Raw genomic sequence first — 17,783 nt, 5'->3', positions numbered from 1 at the left:
TCTCCTTACGTTTAAAGATTAATCTAAAAACGATCTAATTTTCTCAGCAGATGCAGCCAAAACTTCATTTGAAAGTTTTAGTTTTTCTTTTGTGAAATCTAAGTCACTCATTCGATCCATTGGTACTAAATGCAAATGAGCATGAGGTACCTCAAGACCAATTACAGCTGTACCGATACGTTTACAAGGATATGCTTGAATTAATGCCTTGGCTACTTTTTTTGCAAAAACATGCAAATCAGCTAATGCATCATCATCTAGATCAAACATATAATCGACCTCTTCTTTTGGGATTACCAAAACATGTCCTTCTCTCAATGGAAATACATCAAGAAAAGCTAAAAAACGGTCGTCTTCCATGATTTTATGAGATGGAATGTCTCCTGCTACGATTTTTGAAAAGATACTTGCCATAATCTAAAGAATAGTAACATTAAAAGATTTACTAATAAACAAAAGTACTAACTAGAAGTACATTTTTGTCTTAAAAAAAATAAAATTTATGATCAATAAAAATGTTCTCATCTACTTTGAATACCTAAGTCTGTAAGTATCAAAGCATAATCATTCTTCTGAATATTTGATAGCGTTATTAATCAGAAAAAAACGGGATGACTTTTACAAATCATCCCGTTTCTAGAATTCGATTTTCTTATCATTTCAACTTAAATCCATTGAAAATAAAAGAAAGAAACTCTCTAAATATTTCCTTTTTAGTAAAAACTTCTTTCAATACCCCAGCATATTCGGCTGGTTTGAATTTAGTATTTTTAGGAAGAGTCTTTACTTCAACTTTTTGCTTAGCATAAACTTCAAGTTGCTCTTTTTCCTTCTTCTCTTGTTCTTGCTGTTTTTTATAGTCTTCTAAAATCTGATTGACATCTGGTTTTTGATAATTGGAATCAATATCAGCATTTAGTTCATCAGCTCTTTTAAAATTCTTTTCAGCATCTTTTTTAAGACCAATTCTTTCTTGAAGCAAGCCCATGTTATTGTGCGCAATAGAATCTTCTGGATCAAGCTCTATCGCTTTCTCATAATCCTTGATTGCACCAAAAACATCACCTGTATGTGCCTTAATAAAAGCTCTACTTGAGTAACGGTAAGGGTTCTCTGGTTCTAGAACAACTGCTTTATCAAAATCTGAAATAGCAGCTCTACTTTGACCGTTCATATGTTTTGCGACAGCTCGATCAGAAAGGATATCGGCATTGTCTGGAGAAATTCGGTTAGCTACATTAAAATCATCAATTGCTAACTTATATTCTGACTGCTTATATCTTGCTAATCCTCTATTATAAAAAGCCGCTGCATCTTGGGCATTTTCCTCTATTGCTTTTGAAAATGCTTCAATCGCTTGAACGTATTCTTTATTTTTTGCGTGCTCTAAACCTTTTTGAAAATGCATGAATATATTCTCTTCTGCTTTAAATTATTCCTTTCAATTGTCTTTGAGTCTCTGTACAGATATAATTACACAACAGTCTGAAGTAGCTTATGTTTGATTGAGGCTACCTAGAACTACTCAAAGAACTCATCCCAAATTCAATTATTTCTTTGGTTCTAAGATATTTCCCAACTGATAAATCAACTGAGTTGAGGTAGAAATATCTGAAGCATTATCTTCAAAATAGGGTTTCATTTCATCTACATAAGAAACAAAGCCTGTTCGATCTTTATTTTCAATAAGATCTAAAAGATTATCTACTTCTTTTCTGAAAGTCTTCAATACTTCTGTTACGTATTCATTATACATTTGGATATCTGCATAAAGCTCTGCATTAGAGAGTACGTAACGTGTAAAAAAGACCAAAAATATACGATAAGCAGGTGATGAAACTGCTTTTATCATCTCGATATTATCGTGGAAGTCATGTAGTGTACGGGCACTCACAAACAAATTAAAGTGATTTAGTCCTTGTACCAAACCCATTAATTTGTCGTGCTCCAAATAATCTATATCATGAATTACGGCATAATCTTCAAGTAAAAATTCTTTAAGACTTTGCGTAAACTCAATCTGCTCTTTATAGATATAATTGAAAAGGAATGCATGACCTGTTAAGTTCTTAATTCGAGGCCCAAACATTGGGTGAATCGAATAATAACTCAAATCTACTTCAGGATAAGCTTGTTTAAGCTCTAAGAACTTATCAACTATAAACTTTTTTACTGAACAGATTTCAATTAAGAACTTCCCAGACAAGTGGGGATATATTTCTTCTAAGGTTGAAGTCATTGCTTGGATTGGCACAGCCAATACAACGATATCTACTGCTTCAACAAGTTCAATATTTGAATTAAACTCTGTAGTTTCATCTAAAGAAGTGAATTTAGTATCCAGACCTCTGTAGCGGAAGTGTTTCACAAACCAACTACCAAGACCTTGACTACCTCCTATTACCCCTATTTTTTTTCCTTTAAACACTATCAGATTTCTTAAAAAAGCTTCACTTTTCACTAAAGTGAAGGGAATTAATTGAATTATTTAAATAGAAATACAAATTTAGCTGAATCATTGATTTATCCATAAGCTTTTTAACTTTTAGCAAGCAAACATTTTAAAATGCGAAAAGATACTTTTTCACTAAGCAAGTCATCTCACACTAAACTCTTGACTTATAGCTTGATGCTATTGAGTTTCATTTTATATATCAGTATTTCATATTGGACAAAAAGGGAGCAGTTCAATTTACTTTGGGGACAATATTTAGTGCTATTTGCTTGTTACTTATGGTTTATAAAGAAACAATTTTCAATAAAAACGGTACTAGCTTTAGGAGTTATATCGAGAATTCTACTACTATTTAGTACTCCCAACTTATCTGATGATTTTTATCGATTTTTATGGGATGGAGAACTTTTAACTAAAGGAATTGACCCATTTCTAAAACTTCCTTCAGAATATATTCAAGACGGTTCATATATAGAACTTGGATTAGAAAAGTATCTTTTTGATAAGATGAATTCTCCAAATTACTATACGATCTACCCCCCAGTTTTACAAGCTAGCTTTTATCTTTCAGCATTGGTTAGTAAACTTGGAAGTTACGCCTATGGTATATTTTTAATGAAGCTTTTAATCCTTTGTACTGAGATTGGAAGTTTCTATTTCATTCTAAAATTATTGAAACTTTGGAAGAAGGATTTAGCCTACTTGGCGATTTATGCATTAAACCCTTTGGTAATTATTGAATTGGTCGGGAATATTCATTTTGAAGCATATATGATCTGCTTCTTACTAGCTAGCCTTTATTTTTTACAAAAGCAGAAAATGTTATTATCATCTTTCTTTATGAGTCTCGCTATAGCTTCCAAGTTACTACCTCTCATGTTTCTTCCTTTTATATTTTGTAAACTCAATTTTAGAGACTCTACCCTCTACTACATTCGTACATTTATATTCTGTATCATTTGGTTTGCTGTATTCATGGATTTTGACAGTTTGATACACATGAGAGAGAGTGTAAATCTCTATTTTCAGAAATTCGAATTCAATGCGTCAATTTATTATCTCATTAGAGAAGTAGGTTATTGGCATAAAGGATATAATATTATTGGGACAGCTGGAAGATCTTTGAGTTTGATTCCGATTACGTTTATTTTAATTACTGCAGTTATCAAAAAAGGAAATGTAGAAGTAGTGAGCTTCTTTATGTTACTTAGCCTATTAATCTACCTTTTATCAGCAACAATCATCCACCCTTGGTACATAATTCCTATGATTGCTTTAGGATTGTTTTTTGATATGAAGTTCCCAATTTACTGGTCCCTAGGAGTTATACTCAGCTACATAGCCTATCAAGACAGTTCATACGCTGAAAACTATTATTTTATTGGATTAGAATATTTAATTCTATTGATAGGAATATGGAAAGACCGTCTAAAAATCAATGAGATTTTTAGACGAAGTCATACTATTCACTTAATTCCATTTTAAGTTTATTTGGGATTGGCGTTTCAACACTTATCAATTTGATGTTTTTCTGACTTCTTTTAAAAGTCCATTTCCCATAAAGTCTACCAAATAGTCTCACAAAAAAGAAATATAACCCTGCCAAAGGAAACTTCGAATGCCTCAACATCAACAAGAAAATCTTATCTGATTCCTTTCGAGAAATTGGTACTACTGTTTTATTTCTATACACCAAATCATGAAATAAACTCGCATAATAGGTCTTAGGCTTTTCTGTTATTTCATCGGTCACACCATCTGGAGTACCGAAATAAATACCTAATAGTGAAAATTTAGGAGAACATCCATCCCATGCAAAACCTTCTTCTGATTGCTTAAATATCCATTTCCCTTCTTCGGTAATTTTCAGAAACTCATTCTCAAATTCTCTATCTAAAATATTTGTCTGAATAGAACATTCCTCTCTATGTATAAATTTATATTTATATTTATGCTTCATGATTTGAATAATTTTAGATTTTATTTAAACTAAAACGATCCAATTTGACCTATATTGTGGCGATTATTTTCCTTAATGGTTTATAATTCAAAAACGAATAGTTAAATTTGTCGGCATTCTATATTAAATAGATACGATCAAGAACAATAAAGATTTCTAACATGATTCAAAGAATTCAATCGGTATTTTTATTTTTAGTTGCCGCATGTATGTTTGGAGTACTTTTCACTGATATTTGGGTGAAAATAGAAGGAGATGATTTAGCCGTTTTGAATGCTATGAGCCTTACACACAGCAATGACGATACGGTAATTGCAACAGTAAATACAATTTATCTTGCCATTGTCGCTTGTTTAGCTTCTGCTATTGCTATGGGTAGCATGTTTAGCTTCAAGAACAGAATGAATCAGGTTAAGATCAATACGCTAAATGCACTATTCATTGCCGCTGTTATGGGAATCAATGTTTATTTGGTGTTCTTAAAAGGAATTCCAATGTTTGGTGAGGAAGTTAACCAAGGAAATTTCAAAGCTGGCTTCTTCTTACCTATTGCTGCTCTTGTATTCAACAGAATGGCAACTCGTTTTATCTGGAAAGATGAGAAACTTGTTAAATCTGTAGATAGACTTAGATAATTATTCTTTAAAATACAGAATACCAAAAGGCTTCAATCAAATTGAAGCCTTTTTATTTTTGCTAAAAAAAGGCCTCTTTGTTTCCAAAGAGGCCTTCATTCTTTAATATGTAATCTCAAATTACATTTGAGCTTGAATTCTAGCTTCTAGATCTTTTTTAGAAGTCGCTCCAACTACTTTATCTACTACTTCTCCACCTTTGAAGATTAGCATTGTAGGGATAGAACGAATACCAAATTCAGCAGCTGTATTTTGGTTTGCATCTACATCTAGCTTACCGATAACTGCTTGTCCGTCAAAATCACCTGCCAATTCTTCTACGATTGGAGCAACCATTTGACATGGTCCACACCATACAGCCCAAAAATCAACCAAAACTGGTTTTTCAGAACTCTTCACAACTTCAGAGAAGTTAGCATCGGTAATTTCAATTGCTTTTGCCATTTTTTTTAATCGCTTTTATGGTTATTAAAATGAGTTTCGTATTCAATACATGAAGACATCTTCATAATACAATACTACAATTATGATCGAAATGTTTCAAAAACACCAATCGATATTTTCTATCGTTAAATAGATTTTGCAAATATCATTAAAAGAAGGTCATTTACAAAGTGAAAAAGGCAACCTTCTTAAATCGATCTATTCAATCCAAGTCACTTTTTCTTGAATTGGTTTCCTTTTCCCTTCTAATTCAAGTCCTTCCTTAGGATAGCCCAAATAAAAAAATCCTAAAACTTTATCATCCTCCCCTAATCCGAATAACTCTTTTGCTTCTTCCATGTAGGTAATTCCACCACTACCCCAATAACCTCCTACTCCATAAGCTGTGGCCGTTAGGTAAATATTTTGAACGGCACAGGCAACAGCTTCAATTTCTTCAATTTCAGGAATCTTAGGATTATCCCCTCGTTTCATTGCAATAGCTATAACATGTGAAGCCATATTGGGTTTATGAAGTAATTTCTCAAATTTATTTTTATCAAAATCCTCTTCTGAGGTTACTTCTTTATAAATTTTAGATTGAGCCTCTCCTAATTGTTTCAAACCTTCACCAGAAAAAACAAAAAATCGCCAAGGTTCAGTATGCCCATGATTCGGAGCCCAATTCGCATTTTCTAGTATTTGATCAATGACCTCCTTCTCGATCTTTTTATCAGAAAATTGAGCTGGAAATACTGATCTTCTCGACCTGATTACGTCATTTATTACCTTATATTGATACTCTTTTACCATATCACTTCTATATTAACAAACATTCACGCGTGTAAGGTTTAACTTAAAAGCACAAGTATTGTTTCTTTTTATTTATAATTGGATATTTATATGCAGTATTTGGGCAAGTCCGCTCAAATTGCTACTAAACACAATACAACTACCTCACGTATTAATAAGAGAGAAAAATAACAAACTATGGTAAACAAAACACACGTTAATTTTGAGGATACAAAGAATGCTTTCATTCTTAAAAACGATCAAGAATTGGCTAAATCGTATGCGTTATTTGCCGCTATGGATTATCCTTCCCTTGTGAAGTTCGGTACGAGCTTTCTAAATACCGCCTTCAAAATCCATTTACCATTTGTGAAATCTATTGTGAAACACACCATATTTGAACAGTTCTGTGGTGGTGAAGATATCCAAGATTGTAAGTCAACAATCAAAAAACTATATAATCAACAAGTAGGTACTATCCTTGATTACTCTGTAGAAGGAAAAGAAGATGATTCTAGCTTTGAAGCAACAACAAATGAGATCATCAGAACAATTGAGTTATCTGCGAAAGAAAAAGCTGTACCGTTTTCTGTATTTAAAGTAACAGGTTTATTACCAATTAGTCTTTTACAAAAAGTACAAGAAGGTAAAACACTTACACCTGAAGAAAGAAATATTTGGGAAAAAGGGAATGAACGAATCCTTAGAATCTGCCAAACTGCTTACAACTTAAAAGTTCGCTTATTTATCGATGCAGAAGAAACTTGGATTCAACAACCAATTGATAATATAGCTATTGAAATGATGGAACGCTTTAACCAAGAGTCCCCTATCATTTATAACACTTATCAAATGTATGTGGCTGCTAAATATGATCAGTTGGTAAATGACCATGCCAATGCAACTAAAAATGGCTACTATTTTGGAGCCAAGCTTGTGAGAGGTGCATACATGGAAAAAGAAAGAGAAAGAGCGACAGAAATGGGTTATAAAGACCCTATTCAACCGAATAAAGAAGCTACCGATAGAGATTTTGATAGAGGATTAGAACACTTGATCTCAAATCATGAAAATGTAGCTTTATGTTGTGCAACGCACAATGAAGACAGTAGCCAATTATTAGTTAGAATGCTTCGTCAGAAGGGAATAACTCCTAACGATCCTAACTTCTTCTTTGCACAATTATTTGGAATGTCTGACCATATATCTCTTAACCTTTCAATTACAGGTTATAATGTTGCGAAATACGTTCCTTATGGACCTGTTGAAGAAACAATGCCATATTTGTTCAGAAGAGCTGAAGAAAATACTTCAATCTCAGGACAAAGTAGTAGAGAATTCTTATTGATTAAGAAGGAAATGCAACGCAGACGAAATGAAAAGTAATTTTCAGAAAAAATAAATAAGAAAGCCATTCTGTTTTAGAATGGCTTTTATTTTTATACTAAATCATATTCACGTAAAACTCTCGGGCTAGTTTTAAAAGCAATTTTTGCCATCATTTTTAGCTCATCAACCCATTCATTTAATTTTTTAAATAAAAAACGTATTCTTCTATGGGCTTTTATAACAGCCCCTTTCTTTTGAAGTGATTCATCATAAGTATCTTCAAAAGTATTTATGAGTAGTATTAACTCTTCAATTTCTTGTTGATTAATTCCTTCTGATTGAAGTAAACTAAGAATGTCCGAGTTTAAAAGCGCATTTAAATAAAAGGCTTTAACCTGCTCTAACCAAGAGACAAAAGATTCTCTTCTTTCTTCTTGTAATTTCATACTTACTACAGCCTCTTTATGGTTTGCAAGAACTACACACGCTTGCTCAAAATGAACTAAAAACCTCTCATTAATATGTTCTTGTAACTTTTTTAGAGAAACTATTAGCTCCTTGTTTAGGATTTTTTCATCAATGATTAGATAATGTACCTTTTCAGTCTCTTCTAATAAAATTTTACCTTCAATTAGTCTATCAAGGCCAAAACCATACTCATCTAAAGCCGCTTCAATATCATCATTATTAATTGAGGCTTCTATGATAGATTTCGCCTGCTGCAATTGATTATATCTTATCAGACTTTTACTCATAGCTTTTGATTTATTATGTCTAATAGGGTAATAATTCATATGCAATGAATAACTAATACACAGCCTTATGACTAAAATCGGGCAAGAGACTTTTAAATTTTCTTTAGAGATTACAAAGACTCTGAGTTTAAATACTAAAAACACAACATTTCAAGCGTATTATTTACATTTAAATAAACGCTAAATTTGTAGTTGATTTCTGCCTAAGCTTTCATAAAAATGAGCTGTAGAAATTTAGTTCTTTTCCATTGATTTAGATTTTTTCATCATTTATTAAACCGAAAACATTATTTCTTTTTTAGTTTTGTAAACAAATTAGTTCTATGAATAATTATAGTTATAGAATTTAACTAAGATAAAACACTCGAGATCATATATGTGCGCTAAAACTTTGAAATCACCTTTTTCATACTGTGATGATCTAAATCGTTATAAAAGACGTAAAACCATCCCTGTAAATATTGGAGGGATAGAGATGGGAGGAGATAACCCAATACGTATTCAATCTATGACGACAGTAGATACCATGGATACAGAAGGCTCCGTAGAAGAAATTTTGAGAATGGTTGAAGCTGGTTGTGAATATGTCAGAATCACTGCTCCTAGTATCAAAGAAGCGCAAAACCTTCAAAATATTAAAGATAAACTCCGCAAAAGAGGTTGTACTGTACCACTTGTAGCGGACATTCACTTTACTCCAAATGCAGCAGAAGTAGCCGCAAAAATTGTTGAAAAAGTTCGAATCAATCCTGGTAACTATGCCGATAAAAAGAAATTCGAATTTATTGAATACGATGATGCGACTTACCAAGAAGAACTAGACAGAATTAAGGAAAAATTCACTCCTTTGGTTGAAATCTGTAAAGAACATGGTACTGCTATGCGTATTGGTACCAATCACGGTTCTTTATCAGACCGTATTTTGAGTAGATATGGTGACACACCAATGGGTATGGTGGAATCAGCCCTTGAGTTCTTGCGTATTTGTGATGAACTAGACTATCACAATATTGTGATTTCTATGAAAGCGAGTAACACTCAAGTAATGGTTCAAGCATATAGATTGCTCGTTCAGAAAATGGATGAAGAAGGCTTAAAACCTTATCCATTACATCTTGGTGTAACTGAAGCTGGTGATGGTGAAGATGGTCGTGTAAAATCTGCTGTAGGCATCGGGACACTTCTTGAAGATGGTTTGGGTGACACTGTTCGAGTTTCGCTTACTGAAGACCCAGAATTGGAAGCTCCAGTAGCTAGAAAACTAGTAGAACGCTATGAAACTCGTGAGAAAGACCAAAAAGAGTTTCCGATCCAACACGATGTTGCGCCTAAGAACCCGTTCCAGTACGAAAAAAGAGCTAGCGTTGAGATTGAAAATATTGGAGACCATAACGTGCCTAGAGTAATCGCAGATTTCAGTAATAATGCGTCTATTGAGGTCAAAGACTTAAAGAATATTGGGCATTTCTATCTTCCAGAATTAGATAAATGGGGAATGAATGATCAAGGAGCTGATTATATCTATTCAGGTCAGCAAAAGATCAGCTTTATGCTTCCTAATGGTCTAAAAGAGATCGTTGATTACTCAACTTGGAATACGCTAGAAAACAAAGATGAAGTTTACCCTCTTTATAATTTAGCCGAGCTAAAAGATGCTACTTTCCATCAGTCAATTAATTTCTTAAGAGCTTCTGAAGAAGAACTAACTGAGGAAATCGATGAGACAATTGCTAAAATTCCGAACCTAGTACTTATCCTATCTACAGAGAATGCACACGCAATGCCTGCGCTTCGCTCCGTTCTTTTTGATTTCTACAAAAAAGAAATTGGCATTCCTGTAATTATTGAAAGAAGTTACAACGAACCCGATCAAGAGAAACTTCAACTGCACTCTGCTACAGATATTGGAGGCTTACTCATTGATGGCATGGGTGATGGTGTGATGCTTTCTACAAATCTGATTAAAGAGCAAGCAAATGATGCTATTCTAGCCTCAATTAAAAACTTTAATCAACTAGCATTTGGTATTCTTCAAGCAGCTAGAACAAGAATGACCAAAACTGAGTATATCTCTTGTCCATCTTGTGGTCGTACCCTTTTTGATTTGCAAGAAACTACCGCTATGATCCGTAAACGAACAGATCACTTGAAAGGTGTTAAAATTGGAATCATGGGCTGTATTGTAAATGGTCCTGGAGAAATGGCTGATGCGGACTATGGTTATGTAGGTTCTGGTAAAGGAAAAATCACACTATATAAAGGGCAAGAAGTTGTCAAAAGAAGTGTCAATTCAGAAAATGCCGTTGATGAATTAATCAATATCATCCGTGAAGATGGAAATTGGATTGAACCAGAAAATATTGAAGGATAATCCTTCTTTAAAATAAATTAAGCCAAGCTCTGATTGAATGAGCTTGGCTTTTTTATTTCCAAATTATTATGCTCTTATGAAGCTTTTTTAGTTGATGTTCTTCTTTTTCTAGGAATTGACTTTACATTCGATTTTTCAGTAGACTCATTCTTTTTCAGTTCAGTATTTGTTTTATCTGTTTTCTGGACTGTATTTTTTAATGCATTGGAATTTTTAAACGTATTAATTCCTGCAAAAGTCGCTTGATTCCCTAGTAATCGTTCAATTCTCATCAGTTGATTAAACTTCGAAATTCGTTCCGAACGACATCCAGAACCCGTCTTTAAATGTCCAGCACCTATTGCCACAGTCAAATCAGCGATGGTGGTATCTTCGGTTTCTCCTGATCGATGTGAAACAAAACAATTGTAATTATTCTCTCCAGCTAATTGAACTGTTTCTAAAGTTTCAGAAAGTGTACCAATCTGATTTAACTTAATTAGGATGGAATTACAGACATTCAAATCAATAGCTTTTTGAAGAAGCTTTTTATTGGTACACAACAAATCATCTCCTACCAATTCTACTTTATTTCCGATTGCTTTTGTTAAGGTATCCCAACCTTCCCAATCTTCCTCTCCCATTCCATCTTCAAGAAGAACAATTGGATATTTTTTTACCCAGTCTTCATAAAGTCTTACCATCTGATCTGAGGACTTTAGAGATTGATCAGATTTGAAAAAACGGTATTTACCATTCTCCCACATCTCAGATGAAGCAGGATCAACACAAATAGAAATATCTTCACCAGGAATATATCCAGCCTTTTCTATTGCCCTCAGTATAAACTCTACCGCTTCTTCATTTGATTTTAGATCGGGCGCGTAACCTCCTTCATCACCAATTCCTGTATTCAATTTATGATCTAAAAGAACCTTTTTTAGTGCATGAAAAGTCTCAACTCCCATTCTGATCGACTCTTGGAAATTTGGTGCATTATGAGGTGCTATCATAAACTCTTGAAAGTCTACCCTATTCGTTGCGTGTCTCCCTCCATTCAATACATTCATACAAGGCACAGGAAGTTTACAGGCATTCACTCCTCCAAGGTATTGGAATAATGGCATATTCAAAGCTTGAGAAGCAGATCTAGCGGAAGCAAGTGAAACCCCTAAAATAGCATTAGCACCCAAAAGACTTTTGTTGGGTGTACCATCTAGCTCAATCATTCTATAATCAATTTCACGCTGTCTAGTTACATCCATCCCGATTAGTGCAGGGGCAATAATGTCATTTACATTACGAACAGCCATTTGCACTCCCTTCCCTTCGTACCTATTCGGGTCATTGTCTCTGAGCTCGACAGCTTCTTTTTCACCCGTAGATGCTCCTGAAGGAACAATAGCTCTTGCTATTTGTCCATTTGACAAGGTTATTTCAACCTCTACGGTAGGGTTACCTCTTGAATCTAAAACCTCTTGAGCTTGAATATTTCTAATCTCCATTTTTGAATTAGTTTAGTTCTTCATCCTAAACACAGAGATTTAATTAAATCAAGCAGAATAGACTGAGGTGTAATAAAAAAGCCCTTTCTGAATAGAAAAGGCTTCTTAAATATCTATTTATCTGAAATGTTATTTTTCAGCATCTGCAAGTTCAACACAAAGACATACAACTTCCATTGCTTGTCTTATTTCGTCAATACTTGGGAAAGTTGGCGCTAACCTGATATTAGAATCTTTCGGGTCATTCTTGTAAGGGAAAGTTGCCCCTGCTCCTGTCAGTTTTACACCTACAGCATCAGCCAACTCTACAACTCTTTTAGCGCAACCTTCATTTGTATCAAGACTGATAAAGTAACCTCCATTTGGTTTTGTCCAAGTCGCAACACCTTTACCGCCCAATTCAGCCTCTAAAACTTCAATTACAGTATCAAACTTAGGCTTGATAATCTCAGCATGCTTTTTCATATGCGACTTCAATCCATCGAAATCTTTGAAGAAACGCATATGACGGACTTGGTTAATCTTGTCTGGACCAATAGTAGACATTGATAAATGTCCTTTCATCCAATCCATATTGGCTTTACTACCAGCCATTGCAGCTACTCCAGAACCTGCAAAACTAATTTTTGAAGAAGAACCATAAATAAAGACTCTATCCAAAGTGTTAGCTGCTTTACATAGCTCGAAGATATTTGCCAACTGATAACCTTCGTCTGCAAGATGATGAACCGAATAAGCATTATCCCAGAAAATTCTGAAATCAGTCGCAGCGGTAGTCATTTTCGCTAAACGAGATACAACTTCTTCGCTACAAGTGATACCTGTAGGGTTAGAATATTTAGGAACAACCCAAATACCTTTGATTGAATCATCTTCAGCTACTAACTTCTCTATTTGATCACAGTCAGGGCCTTCTGGAGTCATATCAACGGTAATCATTTCAATACCAAAATGCTGACAAACTGAGAAATGCCTGTCGTAACCAGGAGATGGACACAAAAACTTCACTTTGCCAAGCTTTGACCAAGGTAGTTCACTTCCAACCACGCCATGAGACATCGCTCTAGCTACCGTATCGTGCATCAAGTTCAAGCTAGAATTACCTCCTACAATTACTTCATCTTCTGATGATACTTCTAAAAACTCTTTGAAGAAAGTCTTCATTTCAGGAATTCCATCGATACCGCCATAATTTCTAGTATCAGCTCCTGCTGCTGTTTTATAATCAGAAGAAGTCACCAAATCCAACATTGGCAATGTAAGGTCAAGCTGCTCTGAACCAGGCTTACCTCTTCGCATATCTAAATCTAAATTTTTAGCTTTTGCTTCTTCGTAACGCAGTTGTAAAGATTCTAATTTTGAACTCATTATAGTATAGTTTGATCTACTTCCCTCTTTTCTATTACAAATTTTAATTTGTACTTCTAGAGAAAAAGCAGAATGAAATAAGACAATATTGTATCCAATAAGTAATATTCCAAAATTGCGAAATCTTTAAATAATAAGCACGAATTCTTTGTTTTTTTTACAAATATCTAAATCAATTAACTCAATCTATGAGACAATTTAAATGTATAATCAACAGATTAAGAAATATCTAAATTGAAAATTGAAGCTATTTGATTTATTCTAAGCACTCTCATGTTTAGGGTCTGAGTAGGAATTGGTAAATTGCAGATCAAACAGAATCTAAACTTATGGCATTTGACTTCGCTTCAATAGATTTACCTGTAAAAGATATTATCCCTGAGGTAAAAAATCATTTAGAAAACGAACAAACACTCATCATAAAAGCACCTCCTGGTGCTGGAAAAAGTACCTTATTACCACTTGCGTTGTTAGAGCAATCTTGGTTGGGTAATAAGAAAATATTAATGCTAGAACCTCGTAGACTTGCGGCAAAAAGTATTGCTGCTCGTATGGCTGATCTATTGGGTGAAGAAGTTGGACAAACTGTCGGTTACCGTATCAGATTTGAAACAAAAGTATCTTCAGAAACAAAAATTGAAGTGCTTACTGAAGGTATTTTGACTAGAATGCTTCACAATGATAATGCACTAGAGAATATTGGGTTAATCATTTTCGATGAATTTCATGAAAGAAGTCTAAACGCAGATGTAGCACTTGCACTCAGCAGAGAGTCTCAACAGGTTCTTCGTCCCGATCTGAAATTACTGATCATGTCTGCTACTTTAGATATGAAACACCTTTCAACTATGCTAAATGCTAAAGTAGTTGAAAGTGAAGGAAGGCAATATCCTGTAGCCATTCATCATTTAGAAGATACTGATCCGTACCTAATACCCGAATTAACTGCCAATGCAATCATCAGAGCGGTAAAGAAACATGAAGGTGATGTTCTAGCTTTCCTACCCGGACAAGGTGAAATTATGCGTTGTGAAGGTATTTTGAGAAATGAACTTCCCGACTTTAAAATACATCCATTATTTGGACAATTACCTCAGGGTAAACAACGCGCTGCTATTTTACCAAATAGAGAAGGAAAGAGAAAAGTAGTACTATCCACTTCAATAGCTGAAACGAGTTTAACCATTGAAGGCATTAAAATAGTTGTAGATTCTGGGTTTGGAAGACATTCTGAATTTGATCCACAATCTGCTCTTACAAGACTCAAAACTCATCGAATTTCTAGAGATTCAGCAGATCAAAGAGCAGGTAGAGCTGGTCGTTTGTCAGAAGGAGTATGTTATAGGCTTTGGAATCCAGTAACCAATTCAAGACTCGATGAACACCGTATGCCTGAAATAGAACAGGCTGATTTGGCTTCTTTAGTTTTGGATATGGCTGAATGGGGTATTCGAAATCCAGAAGATTTAACATGGCTTACTCCTCCTCCAAAAGGTAGTGTTTCTCAAGCAAAAGAATTATTACACAGTCTTGATGCGCTTGAACATGGAAATATCACTGAACATGGGAAAGAGCTACATCAACTTCCTACACACCCAAGGATTGCGCATATGCTCGTTTATGCAGAGGAAAATGACCTTTTGGCTTTGGCAACTGATTTAGCTGCCTTATTAGAAGAACGTGATCCTTTAGGGAAAGAACATGGAACCGATATCAATGAGCGAATTGAGGCATTAAGACGTTACAGGAAAGAAAAAGGTAAAGGAAAGCGTTTTGCTCACATCGAAAAAATCGCTAATTCTTACCGAAAACTATTCAAAATAGAAGCTGAAAATAATTACGTTGATGCTTATGAAACAGGCATTCTTCTAGCTCACGCTTATCCAGAAAGGATTGCTTGTGCAAGACCGGGTAACAATGCACAGTTTCAATTATCAAATGGAAAAATAGCATTCATTGGTCATAAAGATGATTTAGCACATGAGCCTTGGCTAGCCGTAGCAAGTATAGATGCAAGAGATGAAATGGGTAAAATATTTCTAGCCTCACCTCTCGATCCTAAAGATTTAGCTCCTATGGTAAAACAAAAGGAAGTTATCACTTGGGATTACCGAGATGGAGAATTGATTGCCTCTAATGATCTTAGAATTGGAAATATAGTATTAAAAAGTACACCTATTCATCACCCCGATGAGTCTCTTAGACAACAAGCAATTTGTGATGCCATAAAAAAAGATGGAGAACGGTTGTTAGACTTCAATAAGGATGTTCAACAATGGCAATCACGTATTCTATCACTTCGTCATTGGAACCCGGAACAACATTGGCCAGATGTATCAACGGCTTCTCTACTTGTTGATTGCGAAAAGTGGATTTCGCCTTATATCAATAAAGTCAAAAATGCGGACGACCTGAAAAAGCTCAACTTACTAGAAATTCTACAGCATAGCTTGGATTGGGAATTTCAAGAAAAGTTAGAAAAACTTGCCCCTAGCAAAATCAAAGTACCGAGTGGATCAAACATCAAGATTCAGTACGATGAAAAAGGTAACCCTCCAATCTTAGCTGTAAGACTTCAAGAAGTCTTCGGATTGGAGGCTACACCAATGATCAATAATGGAAAGAATGGTGTTCTTATGCACTTGCTTTCCCCAGGATTTAAAGTTGTTCAAATTACGGCTGACTTGAGAAGCTTTTGGGAAAACACCTATTTTGAAGTTAAAAAAGAGATGAAAAGACGTTACCCTAAACATTCATGGCCAGATGATCCTACAGATGCAGAGGCTGTGAGAGGCGTAAAACGAAAAAAGTAGTATTTAGCAAAAGGGCAAAGTAATCTTTGCCCTTTTGCTTTTTTTGACCAATATTTTTCATCTGTAAATAGATTGACTTTCAAATAATTCTATATATTAGAGCATCCAAAAATTAACATTTATTATTTTTTATCTACATTATGAAAAAAGCTTTACTACTATTTTTCGCTCTATTATTAACTACTAGTATTGTCAATGCTCAAGATGAGCAACCAAAAAATCTTGTAAAGGTAAATCCACTAGGCGCTCTATTAAGTGTCTACAATTTGACTTATGAACGTCAGATTGGAGAAACAGCATCCTCGGTACTTCTTTCTGGGGAATACTTAAACTGGAGTACACTTGGAATTACAGGAACAAGCGTAGGTATAGAATACCGTTTCCACTTTTCTAAGAACCGTACATCCCCTGCCGGAATGTACCTTTCTCCAGTCCTTTCTGTTGGTAGTCTGACTGAAACTTCATCTGACAATAGTGTGGCATTTACTCGAATTGGTGCTGTATTTGGTCATCAATGGATTTATGACAGTGGCTTTGTTCTAGACCTTTATGGTGGCTATGGTTCATACAGCTTCGATGAATCTTCATTTGATGAAGGTACATCAATTTCAGCTACTGGCCCTATTTTGGGTATAGCTCTCGGATATGCATTTTAATCAAGAGTGATCACGAACAAAACAGTTTGTATCTCTAAAATATTTATGGAAGCATCAGGTTTATGATCTGATGCTTTTTTAGTGAAAAACCTAACCAAAACTAAGCACTTCATTCTCAATCAGAATCTATTATCTACTATTCTTTAACTCTTCTTCAGCCCTTCTAAACAAGTTTGATATTCTGTTAATACTTTCAATGTGATATATCCATTCCCAAGATTTATAGGTTATTTTATTTCATGATAAGGAAGTGTGATTAAATCCTTCGTATATGCTTAATGAAAATATCAAAGTTGAAATCAGAGAGAATTATATCTATGCATTCCAATCTGGGGAAGACAGTTTTGAAAATTCATTAGAACTGTGGACTAAAGTTCATGAAGCATGTTGTGAAGTAAATAAATTTAAGGTGTTAGGAGAATCAAAAACAGCGAATAATTTATCATTAAGAGATGCTTTTCAACATGTCAAATTTTTTGAAATATTAGACGTACCTGTATATCCAAAGATTGCATGGGTGAATCATGTTCCTGAATACAACGAGACGTATCACTTTATTGAAACGATTGTAACAAATAGAGGATTGGCAGATGTAAAGCTCTGCAAAAATTATAAAGAGGCCGAAGAATGGCTCTTGGAAAATAATTACAAGATTGAAAGAGAAAAAGAAAATGATTTACTAGATGATAGAATTTTCATTTTCAACAAATGACCAAATAATAAGCCCGAATCAATACACTAA

16 protein-coding genes are annotated in these 17,783 nt (G+C 34.4%); 7 read left to right on the top strand and 9 right to left on the bottom strand.

Annotated features, from left to right (window positions below):
* Positions 1-18: 18 nt before the first annotated feature.
* From BC781_RS20935 to BC781_RS20925, 3 genes are all read right to left on the bottom strand, one after another.
* Positions 19-414 (bottom strand): HIT family protein, encoded by a 396-nt coding sequence (locus BC781_RS20935; protein ID WP_109621588.1) that lies wholly within the window; start codon positions 412-414, stop codon positions 19-21.
* A 241-nt stretch (positions 415-655) separates the two neighbouring features.
* Positions 656-1,408, bottom strand: a complete 753-nt coding sequence (locus tag BC781_RS20930; RefSeq protein ID WP_109621586.1) for a tetratricopeptide repeat protein — start codon at positions 1,406-1,408, stop codon at positions 656-658.
* A gap of 141 nt (positions 1,409-1,549) precedes the next feature.
* Positions 1,550-2,428, bottom strand: a complete 879-nt coding sequence (locus tag BC781_RS20925) for a prephenate dehydrogenase/arogenate dehydrogenase family protein (RefSeq protein ID WP_158281542.1) — start codon at positions 2,426-2,428, stop codon at positions 1,550-1,552.
* 138 nt (positions 2,429-2,566) lie between these two features.
* Here BC781_RS20925 and BC781_RS20920 point away from each other — a divergent pair, with 138 nt between their 5' ends.
* Entirely contained in the window at positions 2,567-3,940 is a 1,374-nt protein-coding gene (locus BC781_RS20920) for a hypothetical protein (RefSeq protein ID WP_109621582.1), read from the top strand.
* Here BC781_RS20920 and BC781_RS20915 read toward each other — a convergent pair.
* Positions 3,918-4,415 carry a hypothetical protein gene (locus tag BC781_RS20915; RefSeq protein ID WP_109621580.1) on the bottom strand — a complete coding sequence of 166 codons (498 nt, stop codon included), beginning with the start codon at positions 4,413-4,415 and terminating at the stop codon, positions 3,918-3,920. The genes BC781_RS20920 and BC781_RS20915 overlap by 23 nt on opposite strands.
* 161 nt (positions 4,416-4,576) lie before the next feature.
* On the opposite strand from BC781_RS20915, the gene BC781_RS20910 reads away from it, so the two are divergent.
* The gene (locus BC781_RS20910) at positions 4,577-5,050 is read left to right on the top strand and encodes a DUF4293 domain-containing protein (protein ID WP_109621578.1); all 474 of its coding nucleotides are present in this window, start codon (positions 4,577-4,579) and stop codon (positions 5,048-5,050) included.
* A gap of 120 nt (positions 5,051-5,170) precedes the next feature.
* Here BC781_RS20910 and trxA read toward each other — a convergent pair whose 3' ends face one another.
* Both trxA and BC781_RS20900 read right to left on the bottom strand, forming a co-directional pair.
* The gene (gene trxA / locus BC781_RS20905; RefSeq protein ID WP_109621576.1) at positions 5,171-5,494 is read right to left on the bottom strand and encodes a thioredoxin; all 324 of its coding nucleotides are present in this window, start codon (positions 5,492-5,494) and stop codon (positions 5,171-5,173) included.
* Between the two features lie 198 nt (positions 5,495-5,692).
* Complete coding sequence (locus BC781_RS20900) at positions 5,693-6,286, bottom strand: nitroreductase family protein (RefSeq protein WP_109621574.1); 594 nt, start codon at positions 6,284-6,286, stop codon at positions 5,693-5,695.
* 177 nt (positions 6,287-6,463) lie between these two features.
* On the opposite strand from BC781_RS20900, the gene BC781_RS20895 reads away from it, so the two are divergent.
* Positions 6,464-7,651, top strand: a complete 1,188-nt coding sequence (locus BC781_RS20895) for a proline dehydrogenase family protein (RefSeq protein ID WP_109621572.1) — start codon at positions 6,464-6,466, stop codon at positions 7,649-7,651.
* Positions 7,652-7,704: 53 nt separating this feature from the next.
* Here the strand turns inward: BC781_RS20895 and BC781_RS20890 are convergent, their stop codons facing one another.
* Positions 7,705-8,349, bottom strand: coding sequence for a hypothetical protein (locus BC781_RS20890; RefSeq protein ID WP_146201750.1), 645 nt, complete (start codon positions 8,347-8,349; stop codon positions 7,705-7,707).
* A 376-nt stretch (positions 8,350-8,725) separates the two neighbouring features.
* On the opposite strand from BC781_RS20890, the gene ispG reads away from it, so the two are divergent.
* The gene (gene ispG / locus BC781_RS20885; RefSeq protein ID WP_109621568.1) at positions 8,726-10,720 is read left to right on the top strand and encodes a (E)-4-hydroxy-3-methylbut-2-enyl-diphosphate synthase; all 1,995 of its coding nucleotides are present in this window, start codon (positions 8,726-8,728) and stop codon (positions 10,718-10,720) included.
* A 74-nt stretch (positions 10,721-10,794) separates the two neighbouring features.
* On the opposite strand, the gene eno is transcribed toward ispG, so the two are convergent.
* The gene (gene eno / locus BC781_RS20880; RefSeq protein ID WP_109621566.1) at positions 10,795-12,204 is read right to left on the bottom strand and encodes a phosphopyruvate hydratase; all 1,410 of its coding nucleotides are present in this window, start codon (positions 12,202-12,204) and stop codon (positions 10,795-10,797) included.
* Between the two features lie 129 nt (positions 12,205-12,333).
* A complete protein-coding gene (locus BC781_RS20875; protein WP_109621564.1) occupies positions 12,334-13,572 on the bottom strand; it encodes an aminotransferase class I/II-fold pyridoxal phosphate-dependent enzyme in 1,239 nt (412 codons plus the stop codon).
* Positions 13,573-13,901: 329 nt separating this feature from the next.
* Here BC781_RS20875 and hrpB point away from each other — a divergent pair, with 329 nt between their 5' ends.
* From hrpB to BC781_RS20860, 3 genes are all read left to right on the top strand, one after another.
* Positions 13,902-16,385 (top strand): ATP-dependent helicase HrpB, encoded by a 2,484-nt coding sequence (gene hrpB / locus BC781_RS20870; RefSeq protein ID WP_109621562.1) that lies wholly within the window; start codon positions 13,902-13,904, stop codon positions 16,383-16,385.
* Between the two features lie 140 nt (positions 16,386-16,525).
* A complete protein-coding gene (locus BC781_RS20865) occupies positions 16,526-17,041 on the top strand; it encodes a DUF3575 domain-containing protein (protein WP_109621560.1) in 516 nt (171 codons plus the stop codon).
* Positions 17,042-17,312: 271 nt separating this feature from the next.
* Entirely contained in the window at positions 17,313-17,753 is a 441-nt protein-coding gene (locus BC781_RS20860; RefSeq protein WP_109621557.1) for a hypothetical protein, read from the top strand.
* The last annotated feature ends 30 nt before the right edge of the window (positions 17,754-17,783 follow it).

Source organism: Sediminitomix flava, from assembly GCF_003149185.1.
In the GTDB taxonomy this organism is placed as follows: domain Bacteria; phylum Bacteroidota; class Bacteroidia; order Cytophagales; family Flammeovirgaceae; genus Sediminitomix; species Sediminitomix flava.
Note: the sequence above shows the minus strand (reverse complement) of the source record. Positions and strands in the feature narration are given on the sequence as shown.